This is a genomic window from Novosphingobium acidiphilum DSM 19966, from assembly GCF_000429005.1.
GTDB lineage: Bacteria > Pseudomonadota > Alphaproteobacteria > Sphingomonadales > Sphingomonadaceae > Novosphingobium > Novosphingobium acidiphilum.
Genome location: NZ_AUBA01000006.1, coordinates 26,241 through 51,345, shown reverse-complemented (window position 1 = coordinate 51,345; position 25,105 = coordinate 26,241). Strand labels below are relative to the sequence as shown.

General features: G+C 64.7%; 25 protein-coding genes. 14 read left to right on the top strand and 11 right to left on the bottom strand.

The window, feature by feature from the left end:
- The first annotated feature begins 142 nt into the window (after window positions 1–142).
- The 9 genes from G404_RS0106870 (at window position 143) to G404_RS0106830 (ending at window position 8,336) form a co-directional block, all read left to right on the top strand.
- Window positions 143–1,369 (top strand): amine dehydrogenase large subunit, encoded by a 1,227-nt coding sequence (locus G404_RS0106870; protein WP_028640425.1) that lies wholly within the window; start codon window positions 143–145, stop codon window positions 1,367–1,369.
- A 21-nt stretch (window positions 1,370–1,390) separates the two neighbouring features.
- Entirely contained in the window at window positions 1,391–1,948 is a 558-nt protein-coding gene (locus tag G404_RS0106865) for a MauE/DoxX family redox-associated membrane protein (RefSeq protein ID WP_028640424.1), read from the top strand.
- Window positions 1,949–1,950: 2 nt separating this feature from the next.
- Window positions 1,951–2,553: a thioredoxin domain-containing protein gene (locus G404_RS0106860; RefSeq protein WP_028640423.1), complete on the top strand. Its 603-nt coding sequence runs from the start codon at window positions 1,951–1,953 to the stop codon at window positions 2,551–2,553.
- A gap of 119 nt (window positions 2,554–2,672) precedes the next feature.
- Window positions 2,673–3,215, top strand: a complete 543-nt coding sequence (locus G404_RS0106855) for a methylamine dehydrogenase light chain (protein ID WP_028640422.1) — start codon at window positions 2,673–2,675, stop codon at window positions 3,213–3,215.
- Window positions 3,216–3,284: 69 nt separating this feature from the next.
- Window positions 3,285–3,791, top strand: a complete 507-nt coding sequence (locus G404_RS0106850) for a cytochrome C (protein WP_245584429.1) — start codon at window positions 3,285–3,287, stop codon at window positions 3,789–3,791.
- Complete coding sequence (locus tag G404_RS0106845; protein WP_028640420.1) at window positions 3,788–4,687, top strand: XdhC family protein; 900 nt, start codon at window positions 3,788–3,790, stop codon at window positions 4,685–4,687. Before G404_RS0106850 ends, G404_RS0106845 begins: the two co-directional genes overlap by 4 nt.
- Entirely contained in the window at window positions 4,684–5,250 is a 567-nt protein-coding gene (locus G404_RS0106840; RefSeq protein WP_028640419.1) for a nucleotidyltransferase family protein, read from the top strand. Before G404_RS0106845 ends, G404_RS0106840 begins: the two co-directional genes overlap by 4 nt.
- Window positions 5,251–5,401: 151 nt before the next feature.
- Window positions 5,402–7,639 carry a TonB-dependent receptor gene (locus G404_RS0106835; protein WP_028640418.1) on the top strand — a complete coding sequence of 746 codons (2,238 nt, stop codon included), beginning with the start codon at window positions 5,402–5,404 and terminating at the stop codon, window positions 7,637–7,639.
- 13 nt (window positions 7,640–7,652) lie between these two features.
- Window positions 7,653–8,336 carry a Fe2+-dependent dioxygenase gene (locus G404_RS0106830; RefSeq protein WP_028640417.1) on the top strand — a complete coding sequence of 228 codons (684 nt, stop codon included), beginning with the start codon at window positions 7,653–7,655 and terminating at the stop codon, window positions 8,334–8,336.
- On the opposite strand, the gene G404_RS0106825 is transcribed toward G404_RS0106830, so the two are convergent.
- On the bottom strand, window positions 8,337–9,959 hold the full coding sequence (locus G404_RS0106825) for an inorganic phosphate transporter (RefSeq protein ID WP_028640416.1): 1,623 nt from the start codon (window positions 9,957–9,959) through the stop codon (window positions 8,337–8,339).
- A gap of 185 nt (window positions 9,960–10,144) precedes the next feature.
- Between G404_RS0106825 and G404_RS0106820 the strand changes: the two genes are divergently transcribed.
- Complete coding sequence (locus G404_RS0106820; protein WP_028640415.1) at window positions 10,145–11,557, top strand: M20/M25/M40 family metallo-hydrolase; 1,413 nt, start codon at window positions 10,145–10,147, stop codon at window positions 11,555–11,557.
- Between the two features lie 321 nt (window positions 11,558–11,878).
- Window positions 11,879–12,379: a hypothetical protein gene (locus G404_RS0106815; protein WP_028640414.1), complete on the top strand. Its 501-nt coding sequence runs from the start codon at window positions 11,879–11,881 to the stop codon at window positions 12,377–12,379.
- Window positions 12,380–12,446: 67 nt separating this feature from the next.
- Here the strand turns inward: G404_RS0106815 and parC are convergent, their stop codons facing one another.
- From parC to G404_RS0106795, 4 genes are all read right to left on the bottom strand, one after another.
- On the bottom strand, window positions 12,447–14,744 hold the full coding sequence (gene parC / locus G404_RS0106810; RefSeq protein ID WP_028640413.1) for a DNA topoisomerase IV subunit A: 2,298 nt from the start codon (window positions 14,742–14,744) through the stop codon (window positions 12,447–12,449).
- Window positions 14,745–14,822: 78 nt separating this feature from the next.
- Window positions 14,823–15,155: a 2Fe-2S iron-sulfur cluster-binding protein gene (locus G404_RS0106805; RefSeq protein WP_028640412.1), complete on the bottom strand. Its 333-nt coding sequence runs from the start codon at window positions 15,153–15,155 to the stop codon at window positions 14,823–14,825.
- A gap of 32 nt (window positions 15,156–15,187) precedes the next feature.
- Complete coding sequence (locus tag G404_RS0106800) at window positions 15,188–16,273, bottom strand: cysteine desulfurase family protein (protein ID WP_028640411.1); 1,086 nt, start codon at window positions 16,271–16,273, stop codon at window positions 15,188–15,190.
- A complete protein-coding gene (locus G404_RS0106795) occupies window positions 16,270–17,325 on the bottom strand; it encodes a cysteine desulfurase family protein (RefSeq protein WP_028640410.1) in 1,056 nt (351 codons plus the stop codon). Before G404_RS0106795 ends, G404_RS0106800 begins: the two co-directional genes overlap by 4 nt.
- 145 nt (window positions 17,326–17,470) lie before the next feature.
- Here G404_RS0106795 and G404_RS0106790 point away from each other — a divergent pair, with 145 nt between their 5' ends.
- Window positions 17,471–18,127, top strand: coding sequence for an alpha/beta hydrolase (locus tag G404_RS0106790; protein ID WP_028640409.1), 657 nt, complete (start codon window positions 17,471–17,473; stop codon window positions 18,125–18,127).
- Window positions 18,128–18,191: 64 nt separating this feature from the next.
- On the opposite strand, the gene G404_RS0106785 is transcribed toward G404_RS0106790, so the two are convergent.
- The 3 genes from G404_RS0106785 to G404_RS0106775 form a co-directional block, all read right to left on the bottom strand.
- Window positions 18,192–19,349, bottom strand: coding sequence for a hypothetical protein (locus G404_RS0106785; RefSeq protein WP_156906220.1), 1,158 nt, complete (start codon window positions 19,347–19,349; stop codon window positions 18,192–18,194).
- A gap of 342 nt (window positions 19,350–19,691) precedes the next feature.
- A complete protein-coding gene (locus G404_RS0106780) occupies window positions 19,692–19,871 on the bottom strand; it encodes a hypothetical protein (RefSeq protein ID WP_028640407.1) in 180 nt (59 codons plus the stop codon).
- Between the two features lie 3 nt (window positions 19,872–19,874).
- A complete protein-coding gene (locus G404_RS0106775) occupies window positions 19,875–20,366 on the bottom strand; it encodes a GFA family protein (RefSeq protein WP_028640406.1) in 492 nt (163 codons plus the stop codon).
- 298 nt (window positions 20,367–20,664) lie between these two features.
- Here G404_RS0106775 and cobS point away from each other — a divergent pair, with 298 nt between their 5' ends.
- The gene (cobS, locus tag G404_RS0106765) at window positions 20,665–21,642 is read left to right on the top strand and encodes a cobaltochelatase subunit CobS (RefSeq protein WP_028640404.1); all 978 of its coding nucleotides are present in this window, start codon (window positions 20,665–20,667) and stop codon (window positions 21,640–21,642) included.
- Between the two features lie 37 nt (window positions 21,643–21,679).
- On the opposite strand, the gene G404_RS0106760 is transcribed toward cobS, so the two are convergent.
- From G404_RS0106760 to fmt, 3 genes are read right to left on the bottom strand one after another with little or no spacing between them, the layout of a single operon-like run.
- Window positions 21,680–22,789, bottom strand: coding sequence for a zinc-binding dehydrogenase (locus tag G404_RS0106760; RefSeq protein WP_028640403.1), 1,110 nt, complete (start codon window positions 22,787–22,789; stop codon window positions 21,680–21,682).
- Window positions 22,755–23,540 (bottom strand): tRNA pseudouridine(38-40) synthase TruA, encoded by a 786-nt coding sequence (truA, locus tag G404_RS18365; protein ID WP_051280330.1) that lies wholly within the window; start codon window positions 23,538–23,540, stop codon window positions 22,755–22,757. The genes G404_RS0106760 and truA overlap by 35 nt, the downstream gene beginning before the upstream one ends.
- A complete protein-coding gene (fmt, locus tag G404_RS0106750; RefSeq protein WP_028640402.1) occupies window positions 23,540–24,445 on the bottom strand; it encodes a methionyl-tRNA formyltransferase in 906 nt (301 codons plus the stop codon). The genes truA and fmt overlap by 1 nt, the downstream gene beginning before the upstream one ends.
- Window positions 24,446–24,493: 48 nt before the next feature.
- Here fmt and recR point away from each other — a divergent pair, with 48 nt between their 5' ends.
- Window positions 24,494–25,090, top strand: a complete 597-nt coding sequence (gene recR / locus G404_RS0106745; RefSeq protein ID WP_028640401.1) for a recombination mediator RecR — start codon at window positions 24,494–24,496, stop codon at window positions 25,088–25,090.
- The last annotated feature ends 15 nt before the right edge of the window (window positions 25,091–25,105 follow it).

Below are 25,105 nucleotides of genomic sequence, written 5' to 3'. Positions count from 1 at the left end.
GGCGCTTGACTAAAATAGGACGGGCGTCAAATCTTGGATCACAGATGTCCGGGTGATGGACGCGGCGCGTGACAGGCATCGGACGGTGCCGCCGCGCCTGTACCAGCGCCCGAAACAACGCGTCCAAAGGGGGCAAGCCACGATGAAGTCCGCCGCGCAATTCCAGTTCCCCGGGTCAGGGCTTTCCGCCGCTGTTCGCCTTGCTTGCGCCACTGCCCTGGGTGCGCTGGCACTGACGGCAACGCCCGCGCTGGCGGGACCGGCGTCGGTCGAACCCGAAGAATCGGGCACCACCACGCTTGCCGCACCAAAACCCAGCTGGGCCTATCTGTCGCGCGGCTTTGTGCTGCCCGGCACCGCGATCTATGACACCAGCACCGGCAAGTATCTGGCGCAAATCGAAGTGCCGATTTTGGGCGATCTGGCGATCGATCCCGAGGGCAAGCATTACTATGTGGCCGAAACCGCCTGGACCCGCCGCCTGCACGGCACGCGGCAGGATTATGTCTCGGTCTATGACGCCGCCACGCTGAAGCTGGAGGGCGACATCGACATGCCCGGGCGCATGCTGGTGGGCGGGCGCGAACACAATTTCGTGCTGAGCGCCGACGGCAAGACCGGCTATGTCTACAATTTCAGCCCAGTATCGTCGGTCAACATCCTGGATCTGGCCAAGCGCAAGTTCGTCAAGAGCTTTGAACTGCCGGGCTGCGCCGACCTTATCCCCAACACCGCTGTGGGCCTGGCCGCGTTGTGTTCGGATGGATCGATTGCCGCGATCAACCTGACGGGCGGCAAAGTCGATATCACCCGGTCCGAGCCGTTCTTCAGCGCCACTGCCGACCCGATCTTCGACAATGTCCAGTACGACAAGGCGAAGAACGAAGTGGTGATGATCACCTATACCGGCCTGATCTACACCGCCAAGCTGGGTGCCAAGCCCACCGCCAGCACGCCGTTTTCGATCCAGGAGGCTGCCGGCCTGCGCAAGGGCGAGACCAAGCCGCTGGATCTGAACTGGTACCCCGGCGGTCGTGACCAGCCGATCGCGCTGCACCGGGCTTCGGGACACCTGTATGTGCTGATGCACAAGGGCGAATTCTGGTCGCAGAAAAACGGCGGCGAGGAAATCTGGGATGTTGATCTGGCCGCGCACAAAGTGGTCAAGCGGATGGTGATCAAGGGCCATCCCTCGGTGATCAACGTGACGCAGGAAAGCGCGCCCAAGCTGACGCTTGTTGCCGAAGGCGATGGTGATGGCGAAGGCGCAGGGCTGGCCGGCACGTTTACCGTGATCGATGCCGCCACCGGCGAGATCAAGCATACCGTCAGCGATGCTGGGTCCGGCCTGATCCAGACCCTGCCCTGATCCACAAGGCGCAGCCCCACCATGAGCACGTTCCTCGTCGAAACCGGTCTGACAGGTGCCATTGGCACCGGGATCGTGTTTGTCGAAGCGGGCCTGGCCAAGCTGCGCCATCGCGATCTGGTGCCGGGCGTGGTCGCCAACTATCGTCTGCTGCCCCAAGCCATGGTTGCCCCGGTGGCCTTTGCGCTGCCGGTGGTGGAAATGGTGCTGGGCCTCGGGCTGATTGGCAGTGTGTTTACCGGCGGTGCACTGCGCCTGCTCGGCATTCCGGCGGCGGCGCTGTTCGTGGTGTTTGCCGCTGCCATGGCGATCAACATCGGCCGCGGCCGCAGCGCGATCGATTGCGGTTGTGGCCGTTCGCAATTGCGTCAGCCGCTGCGCTGGGGGCTGGTGCTGCGCAATCTGGTGCTGGCCGCACTGGTGGCGGTGCACGCCCTGCCCCCGGCGCGCGGTGATGCGGTCGGCGCGATCGACATTGCACTGGCCATGGCAGCAGGCGCTGCGGTGTTCCTGATGTTTCTGGTGTTCAATGCCCTGGCGGCGCTTGCGGCTTCGCCGCTCGCCAGCGGACGGAGTTAATGATGCTGACGGCACTTGTCATTTCCGCAATCTTTGGCTGGATCGTCAGCCTGACGCTGGTCATTGCCGTGCTGGCACTGGCGCGGCAGGTGGGCGTCCTGCACATGCGGGTCGCCCCGGCGGGCGCACTGACCACGGCCGGCGGGCCTTCGGTCGGGGCGAAATCGCCCGTCTTGCCGGCCAGGACGCTTGATGGCGCGGCAATCACCGTGGGCGGCGCGGCGCCCGGGTCGGCGCTGCGTCTGCTGATGTTTGTTTCGGCCACCTGCCCGCTGTGCAAGAACCTGATCCCGATGGCCAAAAGCTTTGCCCGCGACGAGCGCGTGCAACTGATCTTTGTGGGCGACGACACGGTCGAGATCCAGCGCGACATGATCGCGCGCCACGGGCTTGACGGGTACCAGTTCATCAATGGTCCCGACGTCGGACAGGCCTACGAAGTGGGCAAATTGCCGTTTGCGGTGCTGCTCGATGCCGACGGGGTGATTTTGTCAAAGGGGCTGGTCAACAGCCGCGAACATCTGGAAAGTCTGGTCATCGCCCATGAAATGGGGGTCCATTCGGTCCAGGACTATATCGATGGCCTGAAACCCGAACTGGCCTGACAGGCAGCTTTGCACGACACGCGTTTTGAACCACTATGCCCGGCAACGGCAATTTGCGCGAACCCATCTGAAACCAGCGCAACTTGCCACTGCCCGCCGACCGGAATACGGGGGAAAGTATGACGATTTTCAATGCTGACAGCTTTGGCGAAAAGGTTCTGCGCCGTTTTGCCGGTGGTACATCGCGGCGCGGCATGCTTGCGCGCATCGGCGTCGCGCTGGTCGCGGCACCGGTGTTCCCGGTCCTGCCGGTCAGCCGCGCTTCTGCCGCCAAACCCGACCGTTCGCCCGAAGCCAAGACGGTGTTTGCCCGCACGGCGCAGACCACCGACGACACCAAGTGCACCTATTGGCGCTATTGCGCGATCGACGGCGCGTTGTGCACATGTTCGGGCGGTGGCATCCATTCCTGCCCACCGGGTGCGGAACCTTCGCCGGTCTCGTGGGTTGGCACCTGCATCAACCCCGACGACGGCAAGGCGTATCTGATTGCCTATCGCGATTGCTGCGGCAAATCGTTTGCCAACAAGTGCAATTGCGACGGCGCCGATCGCGAAACGCAGATCTATACCCAGCAGCTCAACAACGACATCATCTGGTGCTTTGGCGTGAAGAACATGGAATACCATTGCTCGACCGCCGTGCTGGTAGGCGCGGCCTGATCCGCCATGACCAGGTTCCGTGATCGGTGTCCCGGATCCTGGCGCAGTGCCATGCGCGTTGCCGCGGTTATGACCGCAGCCGCGGTCCTGACACTCGGGATTGCAGGGCCAAAGGGCGGCGTGCATGCAGCGCCTGCCCTGATCGATCCGCACAGCGTGATGTCCGATCCCGAGCAGGCGCGCGCCGATTACGTTGAACATTGCAGCGGTTGCCATGGGCAGCATGGCGATACCGTGCCCGCGCATCTGCCCGAACTGCAAGGCCGGGTCGGCTGGTTCATGTGCACGCCCGAAGCGCGCGCCTATCTGCTGCGCCTGCCCAATGTCGCGCACAGCCGGATCTCGGACAATGCCGAACTGGCCGACATGATGAACTATGTCGTGTTCGTGCTGGGCGAAGGCACCGCACCCGTCGGCACCCGGCCGTTCACCGGCGAGGAAGTGGCGCGCGAACGTGTCCATGCGCTGACCAACATGAACCTGACTGCCGAACGCTTGCGTCTGGCCAACCAGTTGGTTCGGCAATGCCACGCGCCCGCATCGATCCGCGCGTTGTATATCGGCGAAAAGCGGTGATCGCCGCGCGCCCGGTCGACGCACTGGGCCTGATCGATCGCGGCATTCGCGAAGGCGTGCCCGGGGTTCTGATCACGCTGGTCGCAATCGAAGGCACATCGTCGCGCGCGATCGGTACGCAGATGGCGGTGCTGGACGACGGGCGCCAGGTGGGATCGTTTTCGGGCGGTTGTGTCGAACGCGCGATCGTGACCGAAGCGATGGACGTGCTGCGCCAGGGGCAACCCCGCACCGTGCGCTACGGGATCGGATCGCCCTATATCGATGTGCGCCTGCCCTGCGGCGGGGGCATCGACCTGCTGTTCACGCCACAACCCGATGCGGGGCTGGTGGCAGCCGCGCTGGCCCGGCTGGCGCAGCGCGAACCCGCTCAATTGCAACTGGGCCACCATACCCAGCACTATGCACCCCCGCTGCGGCTGATCGCGCTGGGCCATGGCGAGGATCTGACTGCGCTGGTGCGACTGGCGCGCGCCTATGGCGTGGATGTGGGTGCCTATGCCCCGATGCACGATGGCATGCGCGACGACGGGATTGCGCCGCTGGTCACCCGCACGCAGCTGCCGTCGATCGCCACCGACGCATGGACGGCGATTGTGTTTGTATTCCACGATCACGATTGGGAGGAGTTTCTGCTGCCCCAGGCGCTGGCGCTGCCGGCGTTCTATCACGGCGCGGTGGGCAGCCGCCGCACGCACCAGGCGCGGATTGGGCGGCTGCGGGCCACAGGCGTGCCGTTGCACCGGATCGATGCCTTGCGCGGGTCGATCGGGCTGATCCCCGGCACGCGCAATCCGGCCACGCTGGCCCTGTCGATACTGGCCGAACTGGTGCAGGATTACGAAGCGTGCGCCGGCCGGGCGGTGTGGCAGGCCGGTTCCACGCAAATCGCGTGAACGCCGACGCGATCGCGCTGATCCTGCTTGCGGCAGGTCGGGGCACCCGCTTTGGCGCCGCCAAGCTGGCCGCGCCGCTGTTGGACAAGCCGGTGGCACGCCATGCCGCCGACATGTTGGCCAGGTTCGGATTCCGCGCACATCTGGCCGTGGTCGGCCCGGACACACCCGCGTTGCCAGGTTATGTCACCGTGCGGCTCGATCCCCCGGGCGCACCGCAATCACGTTCGCTGGCGCTGGGCATTGCCGCAGCGCGCGCGCGCGGTGCGGCCGCGGTGATGATCGCGCTGGCCGATATGCCACTGGTACCAGCCCGCCATATCGGCGCGATGATCGCGCGGTTCGATGGCGATCGGCTGGCCAGTCGCGGCCCCGAAACGACCATGCCCCCGGTGCTGTTCGGCGCGCAGCATTTTGACGCGCTGATCGCGCTGCACGGCGATCGGGGGGCCGGCGCGCTGTTGCACGATGCGCCCACCGTGCCGCTGACATCCGACGAAGCGCTGGACATCGATCGTGCCGCCGATCTGGCGCGGGCCACGCACCTTCTGGCGCTGCGATAACCCCGAAACTGTCGGCATTTGGTGTCGTGGACGTCTGCCCACAAAGGCAGGGGCACGGCTATTGCGAACGATTTGCATTTTAGATCTTGCGAACCGTTCGCAAGACATCTAGCGCGTTGTTGATAATCAATTGCAACAAGGTGTTCGTTCGATGGCGTCTGCCACCCCCCTGCCCGCTTCACCCAACCGCAAGATCGCATTCGTTGCCAGCCTTGCCGCGATGGCGCTGGGTGCCACCCCGGCCCATGCCGGCACCGATGCGCCCGAAGACACCGGCGCCGACATCGTGGTCACCGGCACACCTGCGCCGGCCATCGGCACAAAGGTTGCCACCCCGCGCATTGCAGGGGATCAGCACGATATTGCCCAGTCGGTCACCGTTCTCGACAAGGAGCTGCTGGGCGCACAAGGCGCCACATCGCTGGCCGATGCACTGCGCAATGTGCCGGGAATCACGCTGGGTGGGGCCGAAGGTGGCCAGATCGGCAACAATATCAATCTCAACGGGTTTACCGCGCGCACCGACATCTTTCTCGACGGGTTTCGCGATCGCGGGCAATATTATCGCGACACGTTCGCGCTCGACAGTGTCGAAGTGCTGATGGGGCCATCCTCGATGCTGTTCGGCCGCGGATCGACCGGCGGCGCGATCAACCAGGTGCCGCATCAGGCCACGCTGAAACCGGGCGCGCAGATTGCCACATCGGTCAACACCAATGGCATGGTGCGCGGCACTGCCGGGATCGACCAGCCGCTGTCGTCAACCGCAGCGCTGCGCGTCGATGGCATGTGGCAGGACGGCGCGCCGACCACGCGCACCGCGATGACCAACCGCGATTACGGCTTTGCCCCCACGCTGCGGATGGGCATCGGCACGCCGACCGAAGTGACGGTGTCAGGGCTGGTGCAGCACAACCGCGATCGGCCCGATTACGGCGTTTCGCCGCTGAACGGCGCGCCCGTTTCGGTGCCGCGCAACACGGTCTATGGCTATGATACCGATCGCACGATCCAGGATGTCACCGCCGGCAGCGCCGCCATCACGCACCATTTTTCGCCGCAGGTGTCGTTGCGCAACCAGGTGCAATACAACGCCGTGACCACCGATGCGGTTGAAACCGCTGCCAACACCATCGGCACGATCGGCAGCAATGGCTTTGCCGTGCTGACGCCTGCGGCCACCAGCAGCCTGCCGCTGGCGATGCTGGGCGTGCGCCTGCAAAGCCACGACCGGGTGATCCACGACACATCGCTGTTCGACCAGGCCGAGCTGAAGGCCGAATTCGGCACCGGGCCGCTGCGCCACACGCTGCTGGTCGGCAGCGAGCTGGGGCGCGACACGTATCGCAACCAGCTGTATTACCGCAATGGCACCTGCAACGGCGTGGCGCTCAACGCGCCCGGGGCGATCACCGGCTATGTCGGCTGTGTCGCACTGCTCGATCCCGGCTATGGCGACAGCCCCGCCGCGGTGGCCGAAGCGCCGGGCAATTATGCCACCGGTCGCGCGGATACATTGGGGGTTTACGCCAATGACACGCTGGCGCTTGGCGAAAGGCTCAAGCTGGTTGGCGGCCTGCGCTGGGACAGCTATGCCGCCACGATCACCAACTCGATCAATCTGGCCAATACCCCGGGCAACACCACGCTGCCCTACGCCCGGCAGACCGTGCATTACACCAGCGTGCGCGCGGGCGCGATCTGGCAACCGACCAGGGCGCTGTCGACGTATGCCAGTTTCAGCACGTCGTTCGATCCCGCGCTGGAACAGTTGACTTCGACCACCGGGATTTCCGCACCGCTGCCGCCCGAAACCAACCACGCCTACGAGCTGGGCGGAAAATGGGATCTGGCGCACGACCGGTTGCATCTCAATGCCGCGGCATTCCAGATCACCCAGTTCAATTCGCGATCGCAAAACTCTGACAACACTTACACCGCCAACGGCACCGTGCGCGTGCGCGGGGTGCGGCTGGGTGCCGATGGCGAAATCGTGCACGGCTGGAAGGTGTTTGCCGGATACAGCCACCTTGACGCACGGATCGTGCAGGCCATCGCGGTGGGCACCCAGGGCAAGGTGCCGATCAACACGCCGCGCGACGCCGCGATGGTGTGGTCCACGCTCGATCTTGATCGGCACTGGCAGATCGGCGGCGGCGCGACCACCATGGGCAAACGCTATGCCAACAACACCGACACGGTGGCCGTGGGCAGCTATCTGCGCACCGATGCCACGATCGCCTGGCGCCAGCCGCGTTATGATCTGCGGGTCAACGTGTTCAATCTGGCGAATGTGCACTATTCCGACGCGCTGATCGCATCGGACGGTGGACGCGCGGTGCCGGGCACCGGCCGCACGGCGTTGTTCACCTTTGCCTGGCATATGTGAAAGGACGCGCGCGATGATGCTCAGGATACCCGCCTTGCTGACTGGGGAAAAACTGGCGCAAGTGCGCGGCCTGATCGAACCCGAAACCGGCTGGGTCGACGGATTGGCGACCGCCGGCTGGCAGGGTGCGCCGGTGAAACGCAACCATCAGCTGGATGAACAGGCCCCCGCAGCGCGCGCGGCACAGCGGGTCGTGCTCGCCGCACTCGAAACCCACCCGACCTTTATCAGTGCAGCATTGCCCCGCGCGGTCTATCCGCCGATGTTCAACCGGTATGGCGTGGGTGAAACCTTTGGCGCGCATGTCGATGGTGCGGTCCGTTTGAACCCGCAGACGGGTGCGCAGCTGCGCACCGACCTGTCGGCCACGCTGTTCCTGTCCGACCCTTCCGATTATGACGGTGGCGAATTGCAGGTGATCGACAGCTTTGCCACGCACGGGGTCAAGCTGGCCGCGGGCGACATGGTGCTGTACCCCGCAACCAGCCTGCATCAGGTCACCCCGGTTACCCGCGGCACAAGGCTGGCCGCGTTTTTCTGGGTGCAATCGATGATCCGCGACGATGCGCAGCGCGAACTGGCGTTCGATCTCGACAGCGCGATCCAGCGCCTGAACGAAACCGGTGGCGATGACGCGGCGCGCACGGCGCTGGTCGGATGCTATCACAACCTGCTGCGGATGTGGGCGCAGGTGTGATCAGATCACCTTGCTAAGCACCACGTAGAGCACGCCCGACAGCAGGATCGACACCGGCAGGGTCAGCACCCAGGCAATCGCCAGATTGCGCAACGTGCCCCATTGCAGCCCCGACCCGTTGCCCGCCATCGCGCCCGCCACGCCCGATGACAGCACATGCGTTGTCGAAACCGGCAGGCCGAAATTGTCGGCCGCGCTGATCGTGACCATCGTCACCAGTTCGGCAACCGCGCCTTGCGCATATGTCAGATGGCTTTTGCCGATCTTTTCTCCAACGGTGACAACGATGCGTTTCCAACCGATCATCGTGCCCAGGCCCAGCGCGATCGCCACCGCCACTTTGACCCAGGTCGGGATGAACTGCGTCGCCTGGTCGAGGCTTTTCTTGTATGTGTCGAGCGCCTTGCCCTCGGTGGCTGACAGCGTGACCGCCTTGTCCTTGGCCAGACGCTTCATCGCCGATGACGACAGATACATGTCATTGCGGATGTTGCGGGTGATCGCCGCAGGCACTTTGCTGAGCGAGCCATAGCTTGCCACCTGCTGGTCGATGTCGTTCGACAGCACGCCGAGCGCGCCCAGTGTTGCCGGGCTGAACTTGTGCTCGGCGATATAGTGGGTGATTTCGGCGCGGGCCGCGTCGACCGTCATGGGCGAGGCCGGCGTGCCGCCATTGGGTGCGGCGTGGGCGACGAACACCGCCTCTGCAGACACCGATGCCGCATGAAATTGCGCTTCGTAGGATGCGGGCACCGCGCGGTTCAACGCATAGGCGGTGGGCACGATCCCGATCAGGATCAGCATGATCAGGCCCATGCCCTTTTGCCCGTCGTTCGACCCGTGCGCAAACGACACCCCGGTGCAGGTCAGCACCAGCAGGCCACGGATCCAGATCGGCGGCGGGGTATCGCCCACCGGTTCCTTGTACAACGAGTCCACCCGGACCAGCGCCTTGACCGCAATGATCAGCAGCAACGCCGCGCCAAACCCGATCAGCGGCGAAAGCAACAGCGAATAGCCGATCTTCGTCGCCTGTTCCCAATCGACCCCGGCGGTGCCGGCACGCCCATGCATCAGCGCATTGGCCACACCCACCCCGATGATCGAACCGATCAGAGTATGCGATGACGAGGACGGCAGGCCCAGATACCAGGTGCCCAGGTTCCAGATGATCGCCGCGATCAACAGCGCGAACACCATGGCAAACCCGGCCTGGCTGCCAACCTGCAGGATCAGTTCCACCGGCAACAGCGAAACGATCGTGAACGCCACCGCACCGCTGGAGACCATCACGCCCAGGAAATTGAAGAACCCGGACCATACCACCGCCACATGCGCGGGCAGCGAATGGGTGTAGATCACTGTCGCCACTGCGTTGGCAGTGTCATGGAACCCGTTCACGAATTCAAAGCCCAGCGCGATCAGCAGCGCAACGAACAGCAACAGGAACGGCAGGAACGTGATCGCCTGCGCGCCCGAGGCGACCGCGTCGGAATAGACGCTGTAGCCGACAAAGCCGAGTGCTGCGACCATCACGGCCAGAAAGCCGTATAGACCGATATCACCAAGCCCTGCGTCAAGATTGGGGCGCGGTCTGTCCGTTGCAACAAGCGTGGCGTTCATGGCGGCAGGTTCCCAGCACAAGTGTGTGCATAAGGGATTGCCCTGTGTGTGTGACTCTTGTGTGACGGCACCGACAGGAAACGATTCGATCGGGCAAACCGCGCCATTGCCGCAAAACCGTTTGCGATCTGCGTATCGAGACGCCTAGAAGCAGGCAAAGCATCGTTGCAACAGGGATTTTTCGCATGAAATGCATTGGTTTGGCGCTTGTCGCCTGTCTGCTTGGCGGGACCGCGCTGGCCCAAACCGCCCCCTTGCCGATGCCCCGCCGCAGTGCCGAAACACCCGCCGCGGTTGATCCTGCAATCGCCGCCCTGCGCGACAAGGCGCTGCGCGATGACACGGCGTTGGCCATCGTCACCAGCCTGACCACCGAAGTCGGTCCGCGCCCCGATGGCAGCGAAGCCGAAGGCCGCGCGCGCCAGTGGGCCATTGCCAAACTCAAGGCGCTGGGCTTTGCCAATGTCCATATCGAACCCTATGACGTGCCGACCTGGCAGCGCGGCCACGAAAGCGCGGCCATTGTCGCGCCGTTCATGCAGCCGCTGCACGCAGCCGGCCTTGGCAATTCGGCCCCCACGCCCACAGGCGGCCTGACGTTGCCGGTGGCCTATTTCGCCAGCTTCAACGATCTGCTGCTGGCACCGCCGGGCAGCCTGACCGGCAAGATCGCGTTTGTGTCGAACGCGATGCAGCCGACGCAGGACGGATCGAGCTATGGCAGCGAAGGCCGCGCGCGCTTTCTGGGGCCAAGCGAGGCGGCACGGCGCGGCGCCGCAGCGATCGTGATTCGTTCGATCGGCACCGATCACACCCGCGCGCCACACACCGGCGTTACCGATTTTGCCCAGGGGGTCAGCCCTATCCCAGCCGCCGCACTGTCGGTGTCGGATGCCGAAAATCTGGAACGCATGGTCAGGCTGGGCGGTAGGGTCATGCTGCACCTGGAACTCGACGACCACCAGATCGGCATGCGCCCGTCAGGCAATGTCGTGGCCGAAGTGCCGGGCACCGATCCGGCCGCGGGCGTGATCCTGATCGGCGGGCACCTCGACAGCTGGGATCTTGGCACCGGTGCGATCGACGATGGCGCGGGCGTTGCGATCACCGCTGCGGCCGCGCATCTGCTGCAGTCAAGCGGTGCGCACCGCCGCACGATCCGCGTGGTGTGGTTTGGTGACGAGGAAACCGGCGGCTTTGGCGGTCAGGCCTATGCCAGGGCCCACGCCCAGGAACCCCATGCACTGGCCGCCGAAAGCGATCTGGGCGCAGACCGCGTCTGGCGCTTTGGCACCGCTCTGCCGCAAGGCGCAGGTGCTGTGGTGACGCGGCTGACCGCGGCGCTCGGGCCGCTGGGCGTGGTACATGGCAGCAAGCTGGTCGACGGCGGCACCGATGTCGAACCGATGCTGGCGCTGGGGGTTTCAGGTATCGACCTCAACCAGTCGGCGCTGCGCTATTTCGACTGGCACCATACGCCGGAAGACACGCTTGACCGGATCGATCCCGAACAGCTGCGCCAGAACGTGGCCGCCTGGACCACGGCGCTGGCGATCCTGGCCGACGCGCCCGAAAACCTGATGGCGCCAAAGCCCTGACACCCGCATGGCCGGCGCGTTAAGCGTCGGCCATCGCAAGTCACGCAATACAACGCAACATAAGCTGGGCGGGCTGCCGCGCGGCCCCTGGCGGCTAGCGCCCTTTTGCGCGCCCGATCGCAGCAATCGCAACCGGTGCCATGCAAGGCCTGGTGCGCAGCATCAGTCCGGCGTCACGATCGGCCGGCTGAACACAAATCTTAAAAACCGTTAATTGCGCCGTCACATTGCCATCGGTACCTATACGTAGGGGATCGAAGGCAATCGCGCGATCTGCCGGGCGATTGCAGCCGAATGTTTGGGACAGAAGGAAACAAAGCCATGACTTTCAAAACCGGAATTGCGCTGATTGGCATGATGGGGGCGCTTGTTCTGCCGATCGCGGCGCAGGCGCAACAGTGGGATCATCGCGATGATCGTGATCGTCGGATGGAACACCCTTGGAACAGCCATCCCGAATACGTGCAGGCGTTGTCGGATTTGCGCACCGGGTTTCAACTGATCCAGCACCGCGAACCCAACGATCCGGTTCAGGCGAACGAGGAAACGCGCGCAATGAACGAAATTCAAGCCGCATATCAGGAACTTGCCAGTGCCAACATCAGCGATGGGCACAGCCTTTATGACACACCACCGGGCTTTTCCTTTGGTGATCATCGCGGCCGTGTGGCGCAAACGGAAGATCTTCTGCGCAACGCGTTGCACGAAATCAGCACGCCCGAATCCAACCCCGCAGCGCGCGACATGCGCAATCGGGCGATCCACCACATCAGCGCCGCCAGCCGGGCCCTCGTGATGGTGCGCCAACGCTGGCACTACTGATCGGCCGCATGGTACCGTTGCGCCCATCGCCGGGCGCAACGGTAAAACCCGGTTTCAGCACCGAGGTTCAGACAAAACTGTTGTCGCGCGGAAAGCCGTTGGGGGGCAGGCGTCCCGCCGCGCCGCGCGCAACTTTCCACGGCATCAGGTCTTTTTCGGTGCGGATGCGGCCGGTATCGCCACCCATCGGCCACGACAGGCCGTCTTCCAGCCGCAAGGTCACCGCATCGGCCAGGCCGCCGTCGCGATAGCGTTGCAGTGTCACCCCCTGCCCCCGGGCCAGCACAGGCACTTCGTTCAGCGCAAACACCACCAGCTTGCGATTGTCGCCGATTACCGCGACATGATCGTGTTCGGCGGCAATTTCGCGCACCACGGTCAGCTTTACGCCCGGCTTGGTTGAAACCACCGTGCGGCCCTTGCGCGTTTCGGCCAGCAATTCGTCCATCTGTGCGGCAAAGCCACGTCCGGTGTTCGCCGCCAGCAGCAATTGCCCGCCCACGCGATATGGCACCACCGCCACGATCTGCGCGTCTGGATCGATATCCAGCATCGTCCGGATCGGTTCGCCAAACCCGCGCGCACCGGGCAATTTGTCCGCCCCGATCGTATAGAATCGCCCGTTGTCGAGCGCGATCAGCAGCTTGTCGGTGGTCTGCGCGTGCAGGGCAAAGGCGGGGCCATCGCCCTCCTTGAACTTGAATTCGCCGTCCAGAGCCCCATGGCCTTTGGCCGCGCGGATCCAGCTGCGTTGCGACACGATCACCGTCACCGGCTCTTTCTCGATCATCGCATCCATGTTGAATTCGCGCGTCGGCGCGGCCTCGGCCATGGTGGTGCGACGTCGCCCGAGCACGGTTTCGGGGCCGTAATCCTTGCGCAGCGCAACCAGATCGCGTTTCAGCCGCGTGCGCTGGCGCGCCGGGCTTTCCAGCAATTTGTTCAGATCGTCCTGTTCCGCCAGCAGCGCGTCCTGTTCGCGGCGCAGCTCCATTTCCTCAAGCTTGCGCAAACTGCGCAGCCGCATGTTGAGAATCGCTTCGGCCTGGCGGTCGGTCAACGCGAATTCGGCCATCATGATCGGTTTTGGTTCATCCTCGGTGCGGATGATCTCGATAATCCGGTCAAGATTGAGATAGGCGATGATGTACCCGCCCACCAGTTCCAGCCGGTTGGCAATCTTGTCCAGCCGGTGCGTCGCGCGCCGCACCAGGATGTCGATCTGTGCGATCACCCATTCCTGCAACAGCAGTTTCAGCCCCAGCACGCCGGGCGTGCGCCGCGCATCGAGCACGTTTAGATTGAGGCTGAAGCGCGATTCAAGATCGGTCAGGCGATAGAGCGATTCCTTCAGCAGGTCGGGATCGACATTGCGGCTTTTGGGCACCAGCACGATGCGGATCGCGGTGTCGGATTCATCGCGCACATCTTCCAGGATCGGCAGCTTCTTGTCGGCGATCAGCGCGGCGATCTGTTCGATCAGTTTGCCCTTGGCCACCATGTAGGGGATTTCGGAAATGACCAGCTGCCACTGCCCCCCGCCCAGCTTTTCGATGCCGGTGTCTTCCCATTGGCCGGCATCATCGCGACCGATCGAAAACCGCCCGCGCACGCGGATCGCGCCCTTGCCGCTGGCATAGGCGGCGTTGATCGACGCGGGGCTGTCAACCACGACACCGCCGGTCGCAAAGTCAGGGCCGTGGAACACCTGCATCAGCGCATCGTGTTCGACATGCGGGTTGTCGATCAGCAGCAGCGTGGCATCGACGATTTCGGCCACGTTGTGGCTGGGGATCGAGGTCGCCATGCCCACCGCGATGCCGGTTGAGCCATTGGCCAGCAGATTGGGAAACATGCCGGGAAAAATTTCCGGCTCTTCCTCTTCGCCATTGTAGGTCGGGTGGAAATCGACGGTGCCTTCTTCCAGCCCGGCCATCAGCCGGGCCGCCGTCGCGGTCAGCCGCGCTTCGGTATAGCGATAGGCCGCCGCGTTATCGCCATCGATATTGCCGAAATTGCCCTGGCCCTCGACCAGCGGATAGCGCAGCGCAAAATCCTGCGCCAGGCGGACCATCGCGTCATAGACGCTGGCATCGCCATGCGGGTGATATTTGCCGATCACATCACCCACCACGCGCGCCGATTTCTTGAACGCGTCGGTCGGGTTCAGCTTCAGCTGCCGCATCGCCCACAACAGGCGGCGGTGCACCGGTTTCAGCCCGTCGCGCAGATCGGGCAACGACCGCGCGGTGATCGTGGACAATGCATAGACGAGATAGCGTTCCGACAGGGCCGCATCGAACGGCGCATCGACAATCGCATCAAACGGATCGGGCTCGTCCCGGGTCGGGGTATCCTTGGCCATGGTGGCCGGACCCTACCACCGGCCCCGGCGATGACAACCGGCGTGATCGGCTATTTTCGCGGCTTTTCGGGGAAAACCTCAGCGCCCCTGCATGTCGCGCGCTTCGTCGGGGATGCGCACGTCCAGGCCGTCAAGGTCCCGGGTCAGCACGATCTGGCACGACAGGCGGCTGGTGCGGGTAACCCCGGCGGCCAGGTCAAGCATGTCTTCTTCGTCCTCTACCGCGGCGGGCAGGCGGTCGAACCAGTCGGCGCCGATCACCACGTGGCAGGTGGAACAGGCCATCTGCCCCTCGCACGTGCCTTCCAGCGGCATGCCTGCGGCCTGGCCCAGTTCCAGCAGGCGTTGGCCCGGCTGGCCCTCGGCCACGATCTTTTGTCCGTCGGTGGTGACAAAGTTGACCCTGATCATCGCTCGCAATTCCTCCCGCGCCCGCCGGGTTGTTACACAGACAACCCCTGCGACCGTGCCGCGGCACAAATTGCCGCGATTGCCCTGTCGATATCCTCGTCCCTGGTATAGCGCCCGAAACCGATCCGTAGCGCGGTTTTTGCAACACTGTCCGAAAGTCCCAGCGCGCGCAAGACATGGCTTGGTCGGCCCGATCCGCTGGCGCAGGCAGAGCCCGCGGAAATTGCCACACTGCGGCATTCCGACAACAGTCGCCCGGCATCGAGCCCGTCCAGCCGCACATTCAGATTGCCACGCCAGCGGTGCGTTGCGCTGCCGTTCAGCGTCCACCCACCCAGCAGCGCCTGTGCCCTTGTCCACAGCCTGTCCACATGTGCCGCGTCGCTTTCCCACAGCGTTGTGCACAGCCGAGCCGCCGCGCCGAAACCGGCCACCAGCGCGGGGCTGAGCGTGCCCGCACGCAAGCCGCCTTCCTGCCCGCCGCCCAGGATCAGCGGATCGATCGCGACGCCATCGCGCACCCACAGCGCACCGATCCCCTTTGGCCCGTAAAGCTTGTGCGCCGAAATCGCGATCAGATCGCAGCCCGCGGGCGGCGCCAGCTTGCCCGCGCCCTGCACCGCATCGCACAGCATCAGCGCGCCCATGGCATGCGCGCGCGCGGCCAGCACCGGGATCGGCTGCACCGTGCCGATCTCGTTGTTGACCTGCATCACCGCGACCAGGCCGACATCGTGCGGGAGCGGCACCGCGGCATCGACCAGACCCTGCCCATCCACCGGCAGCACGGTCAGGTGCGGATCGTGTGCGCGCGCCACATCCAACACCGCGGCATGTTCGATGGCCGACACCGCCAGCCGCCGCGCGTGGGTGCCGCGCAGCGCCATGTTCAGCGCCTCGGTCGCGCCCGAGGTGAACACCACCCGCCCCCCCGGCGGCAGCAGTGCTGCGACCTGTTCGCGCGCCACCTCGATCGCGGCGGCCGCCGCGCGCCCGCCGCGATGCGGGCTGTGCGGATTGGCGAAACCCTGGCTGTCGGGCCCGCCCAGCCAGGGCAGCATCGCTTCGCGCGCTTCGGGCGCCAGCGGCGTGGTGGCCTGGTAATCAAGATAGATCATGCGTGGATCTGCTGCCACGCATCGGCAAAGGCATCAAGTTCGTCGGGCGTGGTGCTCCACCCCAGCGACACGCGGATCGTGCGCCTGGCCACACCGGCATCGATCGCAAAGCCTGCCAGCACGCGGCTGGGCTTGAGCGACCCCGACGAACAGGCCGAACCGGCCGACACGGCAAAGCCCATGGCATCGAGCCGGATCAGCAGCGCATTGGCGGCATGGCGCGGGCTGGCCAGCGCAAAGATATGCGCGCACTGCGTGCCGGGCGCGATGACGTCGCACGAACGCCACAGGCGGTTTTTGAAATCCTGCCGCTGTTCGACGGTGGTCGCCCACAGGTCCGCCCCGGTTTCAAGCGCCGCGGCCAGCCCCAGCGCACCAGGCAGGTTTTCGGTTCCCTGCCGGTATCCGCGTTCCTGCCCGCCGCTGGGCGCCAGCATCGCAAAATCGCGCACCAGCAGCGCGCCGATGCCGATCGGCCCGCCGATCTTGTGGCCCGAAATCACCGCCAGATCGACGCCATCGGGGATATGGCGCAGCGGCCCCAATTGCGATGCATCGCACAGCACCAGCCCGCCCGCCGCATGCACCCGATCGATTGTCGCATTGCGCAGCAGCGGCAGCAGCATCGTGCCGGTTTCGGAATTGGTGTGCTGGATCGCCACCACCGCGCGCCCGGGCGCTGCCAGCGCCGCCGCCAACGCATCGGCGTCCGGCTCACCCCCCGCCATCGGCAGAACGGCCGCATCGGGTGCGGCGCGCAACACTGCATCGTGTTCCACCGCCGACACGATCCGCCGGTCAACCGTCGCGCGGCCCAGCGCAATCGCCAGCGCCTCGCTCGCGCCGGCGGTCAGGATCACCTCGCCAGGCCAGTCCAGCGCCGCCGCGATGCGCGCGCGTGCATCCTCCAGCGCGGCGCGCGCGGCGCGACCGGCGCGATGCGGGCTGGATGGATTGGCCCAGATCGCAAAGCCGCGGGCCATGGCGTCGGCCGCCTGCGGCAGCAGTGGCGTGGTGGCGGCATGGTCGAGATAGATGGTGGGGGCGGACAAATGCGTTCCTGCTTGAAAGATTGCTTTCGTGAAGGCGGTTTCTATATAGCAATCGGCTCCATTCCAGCGTGCCCGTATATGGGGGCGCAACGGCCCGTTCGCAAATACCGCAAACGCGCCGCAATCCGCATCGTCAGGAACAGCAATGCCCGCAGTGATTTTCCCCGGTCCCGAAGGTCGCCTTGAAGGCCGGTTCCAGCCGGGCGCGCGCGCCCGCGCACCGATCGCCATGATCCTGCACCCGCATCCGCAGGCCGGCGGCACGATGAACGATCGCATCACGCAGGCGCTGTACCGCGCCTTTGTCGCGCGCGGCTTTGCCACCTTGCGCTTCAATTTTCGCGGCGTGGGGCGCAGCCAGGGCAGTTTCGACAACGGCATCGGCGAACTGTCGGATGCCGCCGCTGCACTCGACTGGGTGCAGCAGATCCACCCCGAAGCCTCAAGCACCTGGATTGCGGGATATTCGTTCGGCGCGCTGATCGGCATGCAATTGCTGATGCGCCGCCCCGAAGTGCGCGGCTTTATCTCGGTGTCGCCACCGGCCAACATGTACGACTTCAGCTTTCTGGCGCCTTGCCCCGCGTCGGGCATCATCATCCAGGGCGTGGCCGACACCGTGGTCACCCCGAACGCGGTGCAGAAGCTGGTCGACAAGCTGCGCACGCAAAAGCACATCACCATCCACCACGACGAAATTCCACGCGCCAACCATTTCTACGAAAACGAACTGGATGACATGATGCGCTCGGTGGATACGTACCTCGACATGCGCCTGTCGCCCGATTGCCTGATCAAGTAAACGGCCTTTCCCCCCTCCCCTGACGGGGAGGGACCAGCACGCACGCGTTCGCACCGCTTGGGCGTTACGTTCCGTCTGGCTGTTTTGCCGGGTTTTCGTCGGCCGGCATAGGCTTCGATGTATCTTGTTCGGTTGGCCCCGGTCGCGGATCGACATTGACCGGCATCGTCGGCTGATTTTCGCTGTTGGTTTCCTGAGCCAGCTGCGATTGCCGGTATGCCGTAGCCATCGACGCAATCGCGGATTGTCCATCGGCCGAATCAATCAACAGCCTGGTCAGCCAATTCGTCGCCGATTTCAGACTGACTACAGAGTCATCGGCCGAAAGGCAGGTTGCGGCCAGCGGGCCAAGGCACGGCGCAATGACCGTGGTCAGTTGGTCGGTCAGATCCGCAAGCGGCGGCGGCGGAAGGAAATCGTTCAGCGATCCGATCGTCACGAACGCCGATGTATCCAGTTGGGGCGCAGGTCCGCCAAGGTTTTCGAAAACATCGGAAAATAGCGCAATGTCAGCCATGAAGGGCCACAGCGTCGCCTGGTTGGCAAGGTGGAACTGGGCATCGAGGGTCGATGCCGGCACTTCGAGTGCCTGGACCGAGAATATCTCACCATAATAGGTCAGCGTGCGCTGCAATATTGCCGTTCCGATCAGGTCGGGTCCGGTCTGTTCCTCGACGACCGCAGGGGCCAGATCGATTTCAATCATATTCGCAATATTGTGCTGGCTCGTGCTCGTTTTGAACAGAAATGCCTGAGCCGAATAGCTGAAGTTGAATATAAACGGCGGATTGGTGCCCTTGAGTATTTCGAGTGCCGCAGTGACCCAGGTGACGTTGCCGGGGGCTTTGCCAAGGGTTTCGCGACCGGGCCCTTCCCACGATCGGACAGTGGCGGTAAGCGTACACATATCACCGCCGGCCGATTTTCCGTTGAGGCTCACGACCAGCCCGTCCTGCTCGGTCGCAGTCAATTCCGACCCGTCGGTAAGAAAATAGCCGGGTACCCGTACCGGCCCCGGTGACAGATGCGCCTCGGCGTGGCCGAAATGTGTCGGATCGACGGGCAAAATGGGGGGTGGCAATTGGGGATAGTTGCTGATGGCGAGCCGAGACAGGATCGGCACGACCGCGTTGCCCTGCTGTGACACCTCTATATTGGATCCAGGCTGAAGCTGGGAAATTTCAGCACCAATAAAATTCTCAATCGGCCCGTTGTTAAACAACCTAACATATCCGTCAGATTGGTCCTGACTGACGATTCCCGTTATGTTCAAATACGATCGAGCGTCGGGCATAGGTCCTCCCGGGCGGGCTGGAGACCGAAATCGCAACATTATTGAACAGGTTAATGCAATTTCCCAACGACTGCAGCCACTGGGAAATTCGATATTATCCATGCACTACAAGAGCAACAAAAGTCCGCCAAAAAATCAATGGCGGTGTGGCCAAATGTGTTTTTAATCGGATGAACCCGAATGGAGATGCAGGCCGGCGTTCCATACAAACCGTCGTCAGGTGAAATTCCTGCGAAACCCCCCCCAGCCGCTGCCGCGTGCAATCCGGCGCTAATGCCCCGCCGCCGGCGCGATCGGCATCACCCACACCGCGACATTCCCCGCGATCACCAGCGCCGCGATCACCATCAGCACCGCCTGTCGCCGCACGCCCCGGCGCCACAACGCGACGGCACCGATCAGCAGCGCAATCACCGCCAGCATCCCGATCGACATGGTCCAGTCCAGCATCGTTCAGCCCTTGCGCAACGTGCGCAGGCGTTCGGCGCCGCGTTCGCCCAGCAGGGCGGGAATATCGCGGCCCGCATAGAACGCTGCAAAGGCGGGAATGGCCGGATCAAGCGCGACCCAGGGAAGTTTGCTGGCGGTCCAGATATGCGCGGTGGGCGGGCATAGCGCGGGATTGTCGAGCGTGCCTGCGCGCACAAACGCGGCTTTTGCGCCCAGCGCGCCATAATGGCTGAACAGCGCAGTCTGGCATCGGGGGCAGCGCATCACTGTCTGCCCGGCCCCGCTCGCCGATGCCAGGTGGATCGCAACCGGTTCTGCACCCGTCATCTGCAACAGCGGGGTTTCGATCGCGGCGTTCACCGCAAAGGCACTGCCCCCCTCGCGCTGGCAGTCGGTGCAGTGGCAGCAATTCACCGCATAGGGCTGGTCCATCATCGCATAGCGCACAGCACCGCAGGCGCAGCCGCCGGTGGCAAAAGGGGTGTGTTCGGTCATGCAGCCGACGATGCGTCGTGCCGGGCGCAGCGTCAACCGCGCACGATCACTGCTGGCTTTGCGCAGCCTGTGCTTTGCCCTGCGGCGCAGGTGCGCGGCCCGGCATTTCTTCGCGGGGCGGCAGGTCGCGGCGGGGCGGGGTCTGTTCGGTCATGCGCATGATTGTGTACCGGCGCGCCACGTGCGGCAAGGGCTTTGCTCCTTGCACCGATTGCCACCTGGTGCACGCCCGGTTGCGCGCCTTTTTGACGATGAATGGCATTGCAGCGCGGCGCGCGCGCGTATAGTCGGGCACATGATGACTGACACGACGCATTCCGCCGGCACGCTGCTGTCCGCGCCCGACACCCAGATCGACGTCCGCGAGACATTCGGGATCGACATCGACCTCAAAGTGCCCGCATTCAGCGTGGCTGATGAACGCGTGCCCGATCTGGACGGCAACTATGTGTTCGATCCCGACACCACGCTGGCGATCCTGGCCGGCTTTGCCTACAACCGCCGGGTGATGGTGCAAGGCTATCACGGCACGGGCAAATCGACGCATATCGAACAAGTGGCCGCGCGGTTGAACTGGCCTTGCGTGCGCATCAACCTGGATGCGCATATCAGTCGCATCGATCTGATTGGCCGCGATGCGATCGTGCTGCGCGACGGGTTGCAGGTGACCGAATTCCGCGAAGGGCTGCTGCCCTGGGCGCTGCAGACACCGACCGCGCTGGTGTTCGACGAATACGACGCCGGCCGGCCCGACGTGATGTTCGTGATCCAGCGCGTGCTGGAAACCGAGGGCAAGCTGACGCTGCTCGACCAGAACCGGGTGATTCGCCCCAGCCCGTGGTTCCGCCTGTTTGCCACGGCCAACACCGTGGGCCTGGGCGACACTTCGGGGCTGTATCACGGCACACAGGCCATCAACCAGGGCCAGATGGACCGCTGGAACATGGTCGTCGCGCTGAACTATCTGCCCGCCGTGACCGAAGTGCAGATCGTGACAAGCAAAGTGCCGGGCCTGGACGACAAGACCGCGGCCGACATGGTTCGCGTGGCCGACCTGACGCGCAAGGGTTTTATCGGCGGCGATATTTCCACCGTGATGAGCCCGCGCACCGTGATCGGCTGGGCCCAGAACGCGGCGATTTTCAACGACGTCGGGTTTGCGTTCCGCCTGACGTTCCTGAACAAATGCGACGAGACCGAGCGCGTGCTGGTGGCCGAATATTACCAGCGCGTGTTTGGCAAGGAACTGCCCGAAAGCATCGCGCACAAGGCGTGACCGACGCCCCGGGGGCCGCGGCCCCCGGGACGCACGCTCAGCCGTGCGGCACGATCAGGTATTTTTCGCCGGTGGCACGCGCATTGTAGGCCAGCGCAACATCGCGGGTCAGCGCCTGTTCCAGCGAAATGCGCGCCTTAAAATGGCTGGCAAAGGTGGTGGTCAGTTCGTCGCGCACGCGCTGGCGCAGCTTTTCCGCTGCCTCTGCGCCGATCTGCGCCAGGAACGGGGTCAGCAGGAACCCGGCCACGCCCCACGAAAAGCCAAAACTGCGGTTGATCACGATCGGGCCAAGATCAAGCGCGCCATAGACATAGACTTTCTTGAACGTATCAGACCCATAGCGGCTGAACGCGGCGCCCTTGCTGGCGACCTGTTCCATCGCATCAAGGATCTGCGCCGCCTGCTTGCCGCCGCCGATCGCGTCAAAGCCCAGCGTGGCGCCGGTCGCCTCGATCGCGGCAACCAGGTCGGCACGGAACGTGTCGCTCGACGAATTGACCACGTGTTCGGCGCCGATGTCTTTCAGCAGCGCAACTTGCGCATCCGAGCGCACGATGTTGACCAGCGGCACGCCATCGGCCTGGCAGATCTTGACCAGCATCTGGCCCAGGTTTGACGCCGCGGCGGTGTGCACCAGCGCCTTGTGCCCTTCGCGGCGCATCGCCTCGACAAAGCTGAGCGCGGTCAGCGGATTGACGAAGGCCGCCGCGCCCTGTTCAGCCGTGGCGCCGTGGGGCAGGACCAGCGCGGCGCGCGCGTCGACCAGACGGTATTGCGCATACATCGCACCGGGGATCACCGCCACCAGCTTGCCCAGCAGCGCCTGCGCCTCGGGCGCATCGCCTGCGGCGACGACCGTGCCGGCGCCTTCGTTGCCCACCGGCAGCGCCTCGCCCAGCCGGGCGTGCATCGCGCGCACCGCGGGCTCGGGCATGGTCGCCACGATCTTGCCCGGCGTATAGTGCGCACCTTCCAGATCGGCCGAGGCGAACAGCAGGCCAAGATCCGACGGATTGATCGGCGCCGCTTCGATTCGCACCAGAATCTGGTGCCCGGTGGGTTCGGGCAGGGTTTCTTCGCGCAATTCGACAATCAGGCGACCGTCGGATTCAAGCGTCGAGATCAACTGTGTGTTTGAAACCATGATCGTCCTCTCCAGGATACAATGCATTCGTAAAATACAGGCCATCGGGTGGCGCATTAAGTCCCAGTTTGCAACGGTCTTTGGCGTCGAGCGCGGCGATCAGATCATCGCGCGTCCAGCGCCCCTGCCCCACCAAGGCAAGACAGCCCACCATCGATCGCACCTGATGATGCAGGAAACTGCGCGCCTCGGCGATGATCAGCACGCGGTCGCCCACGCGTTGCACGTCCAACCGGTCGAGTGTCTTGATCGGGCTGGGCGATTGGCAATGCACCGACCGGAAGGTGGTAAAATCGTGCAGCCCGACCAGCGCTTGCGCCGCGTCGTGCATCGCGCAGGCATCGAGCCGTCGGCCGATCCGCCAGGCCTGGCCGGTCTCAAGCGTCAGCGGCGCGCGGCGGTTGACAATGCGGTATTCATAGGCGCGGCCCAGACACGAAAACCGCGCGTGCCAGTCATCCGCCACCTGGCGGCACGACAGCACGGCCACCGGTTGCGGTTTGAGCTTGGCATTGATCGCACCCGCCAGCCGGAACGGATCAAAGCTGCGCGCCAGATCGAAATGCACCGGCATGGCCAGCGCATGGACCCCGGTATCGGTACGACCCGAGGCATGAACCGTGACGGTTTCTCGCGTCACCGCCAGAATTGCCGCTTCGACCGCAGACTGCACCGTGGGACCGTGCGGCTGGCGCTGATACCCCATGAAAGGCGCGCCGTTCCATTCCAGGATCAGGGCAAAACGCGGCATCAGGCCAGCCGTGTGCCGGCCGCAATCGCCCGCCCGCGCAGCAACGCCGGCGTGTCCATCGCGGGCCGTCCGGCGCGCTGCACCAGCGAAGGGCGCAAGGCCCCCGCGCCGCAGGCAATGGTCAGCGCCGCGTCGATCACGGTGCCGGGATCGCCGTCGCCTGCCACCGCCTCGGCCGCCAGCACGCGATAGCGTTCCCCATCAAGTTCGAAAAACGCACCGGGTGCCGGCGCAAACGCGCGCACGCTGCGTTCGACCACGGCCGCGGGCTGCGTGAAATCCAGCCGGCTTTCCGCCTTGTCGATCTTGGCAGCATAGGTCACGCCGTGGTCGGGCTGTACCACTGGCGGATGGCCGGGCAGATCGGCCAGCACATCGATCATTGCGCCTGCCCCCAGTGCGGCCAGTTCGGCGGTCAACGCACCTGCGGTCTTGCGATCAACCGGCGTGCGCACCGCGGCACGCATCGGCCCGGTATCAAGCCCGCGTTCCATCTGCATGATCGTCACCCCGGTTTCATCGTCACCCGCCAGGATCGCGCGCTGCACTGGTGCCGCCCCGCGCCACCGCGGCAGGATCGACCCGTGAACATTCAGGCACCCGTGGCGCGGCGCGTCGAGCACCGCCTGCGGCAGGATCAGGCCATAGGCGGCGACAACCGCGACATCGGCCCGATGCGCTGCAAACGCGGCCTGTTCATCGGCGCCCTTCAGGCTGATCGGGGTGTGCACCGCAATGCCGGCGGCCTGTGCCGCCAGATGCACCGGCGATGGTTGCAGCTTCTTGCCCCGGCCCGCCGGGCGCGGCGGCTGCGAATAGACCGCGACCACCTCGTGCCCGGCCGCGATCAGCGCGTGCAGCGTCGGCACCGCAAATTCGGGGGTTCCCATGAAGACCACGCGCATCGCCAATTACCACTTTCGTTTTGTCAAACGCGCCCTATCTGTGCCGCCATGGCATCGCAAGAGATCGAAAGCTTGGCCAATGCGCTGGCCCGCCTGCCCGGGCTGGGGCCGCGTTCGGCGCGACGTGCGGTGCTGTGGCTGATCAAACGGCGCGAAACCGCGTTTGCCGGGCTGGTCGAGGCGCTGGCCACGGTGCGTGAAACGCTGGTCGAATGCCCGATCTGCGGCAATGTCGATACCACCAACCCTTGCGCGATCTGCGCCGATCCGCGCCGCGATGCGCGCGCGCTGTGCGTGGTCGAAGATGTCGCCGATCTGTGGGCGCTCGATCGCGCGCGGCTGTTCACCGGGCGCTATCACGTGCTGGGCGGGCGGCTGTCCGCGCTGGAAGGCGTGCGGCCGGAAGATCTCAATATCGCATCGCTGCTCGATCGGGTGGCGGCAGGCGGGATCGACGAAGTGGTGCTGGCGATGAATGCCACGCTCGAAGGGCAGACCACCGCGCATTACCTGGCCGAACGGCTTGAAGCATATCCTGTCCGCCTGACCCAGCTTGCCCACGGGCTGCCGGTCGGGGGCGAACTCGATTACCTGGACGAAGGCACGCTGGCGCAGGCGCTGCGCGCACGCCGCCCGGTGGGATAGCAAACCGCCCCTTGC

Bases quoted from the DNA above. Each gene is read 5' to 3' on its own strand.
- recR (WP_028640401.1), top strand. From the start codon at position 24,494: ATGGCATCGCAAGAGATCGAAAGCTTGGCCAATGCGCTGGCCCGCCTG.
- truA (WP_051280330.1), bottom strand. From the start codon at position 23,540: ATGCCGCGTTTTGCCCTGATCCTGGAATGGAACGGCGCGCCTTTCATG.
- G404_RS0106780 (WP_028640407.1), bottom strand. From the start codon at position 19,871: ATGCTGGACTGGACCATGTCGATCGGGATGCTGGCGGTGATTGCGCTG.
- G404_RS0106860 (WP_028640423.1), top strand. From the start codon at position 1,951: ATGCTGACGGCACTTGTCATTTCCGCAATCTTTGGCTGGATCGTCAGC.
- G404_RS0106870 (WP_028640425.1), top strand. From the start codon at position 143: ATGAAGTCCGCCGCGCAATTCCAGTTCCCCGGGTCAGGGCTTTCCGCC.
- G404_RS0106820 (WP_028640415.1), top strand. From the start codon at position 10,145: ATGAAATGCATTGGTTTGGCGCTTGTCGCCTGTCTGCTTGGCGGGACC.
- G404_RS0106815 (WP_028640414.1), top strand. From the start codon at position 11,879: ATGACTTTCAAAACCGGAATTGCGCTGATTGGCATGATGGGGGCGCTT.
- G404_RS0106825 (WP_028640416.1), bottom strand. From the start codon at position 9,959: ATGAACGCCACGCTTGTTGCAACGGACAGACCGCGCCCCAATCTTGAC.
- G404_RS0106790 (WP_028640409.1), top strand. From the start codon at position 17,471: ATGCCCGCAGTGATTTTCCCCGGTCCCGAAGGTCGCCTTGAAGGCCGG.
- cobS (WP_028640404.1), top strand. From the start codon at position 20,665: ATGACTGACACGACGCATTCCGCCGGCACGCTGCTGTCCGCGCCCGAC.
- fmt (WP_028640402.1), bottom strand. From the start codon at position 24,445: ATGCGCGTGGTCTTCATGGGAACCCCCGAATTTGCGGTGCCGACGCTG.
- G404_RS0106865 (WP_028640424.1), top strand. From the start codon at position 1,391: ATGAGCACGTTCCTCGTCGAAACCGGTCTGACAGGTGCCATTGGCACC.
- G404_RS0106805 (WP_028640412.1), bottom strand. From the start codon at position 15,155: ATGATCAGGGTCAACTTTGTCACCACCGACGGACAAAAGATCGTGGCC.
- G404_RS0106830 (WP_028640417.1), top strand. From the start codon at position 7,653: ATGATGCTCAGGATACCCGCCTTGCTGACTGGGGAAAAACTGGCGCAA.
- G404_RS0106760 (WP_028640403.1), bottom strand. From the start codon at position 22,789: ATGGTTTCAAACACACAGTTGATCTCGACGCTTGAATCCGACGGTCGC.
- G404_RS0106855 (WP_028640422.1), top strand. From the start codon at position 2,673: ATGACGATTTTCAATGCTGACAGCTTTGGCGAAAAGGTTCTGCGCCGT.
- parC (WP_028640413.1), bottom strand. From the start codon at position 14,744: ATGGCCAAGGATACCCCGACCCGGGACGAGCCCGATCCGTTTGATGCG.
- G404_RS0106835 (WP_028640418.1), top strand. From the start codon at position 5,402: ATGGCGTCTGCCACCCCCCTGCCCGCTTCACCCAACCGCAAGATCGCA.
- G404_RS0106850 (WP_245584429.1), top strand. From the start codon at position 3,285: ATGACCGCAGCCGCGGTCCTGACACTCGGGATTGCAGGGCCAAAGGGC.
- G404_RS0106775 (WP_028640406.1), bottom strand. From the start codon at position 20,366: ATGACCGAACACACCCCTTTTGCCACCGGCGGCTGCGCCTGCGGTGCT.
- G404_RS0106800 (WP_028640411.1), bottom strand. From the start codon at position 16,273: ATGATCTATCTTGATTACCAGGCCACCACGCCGCTGGCGCCCGAAGCG.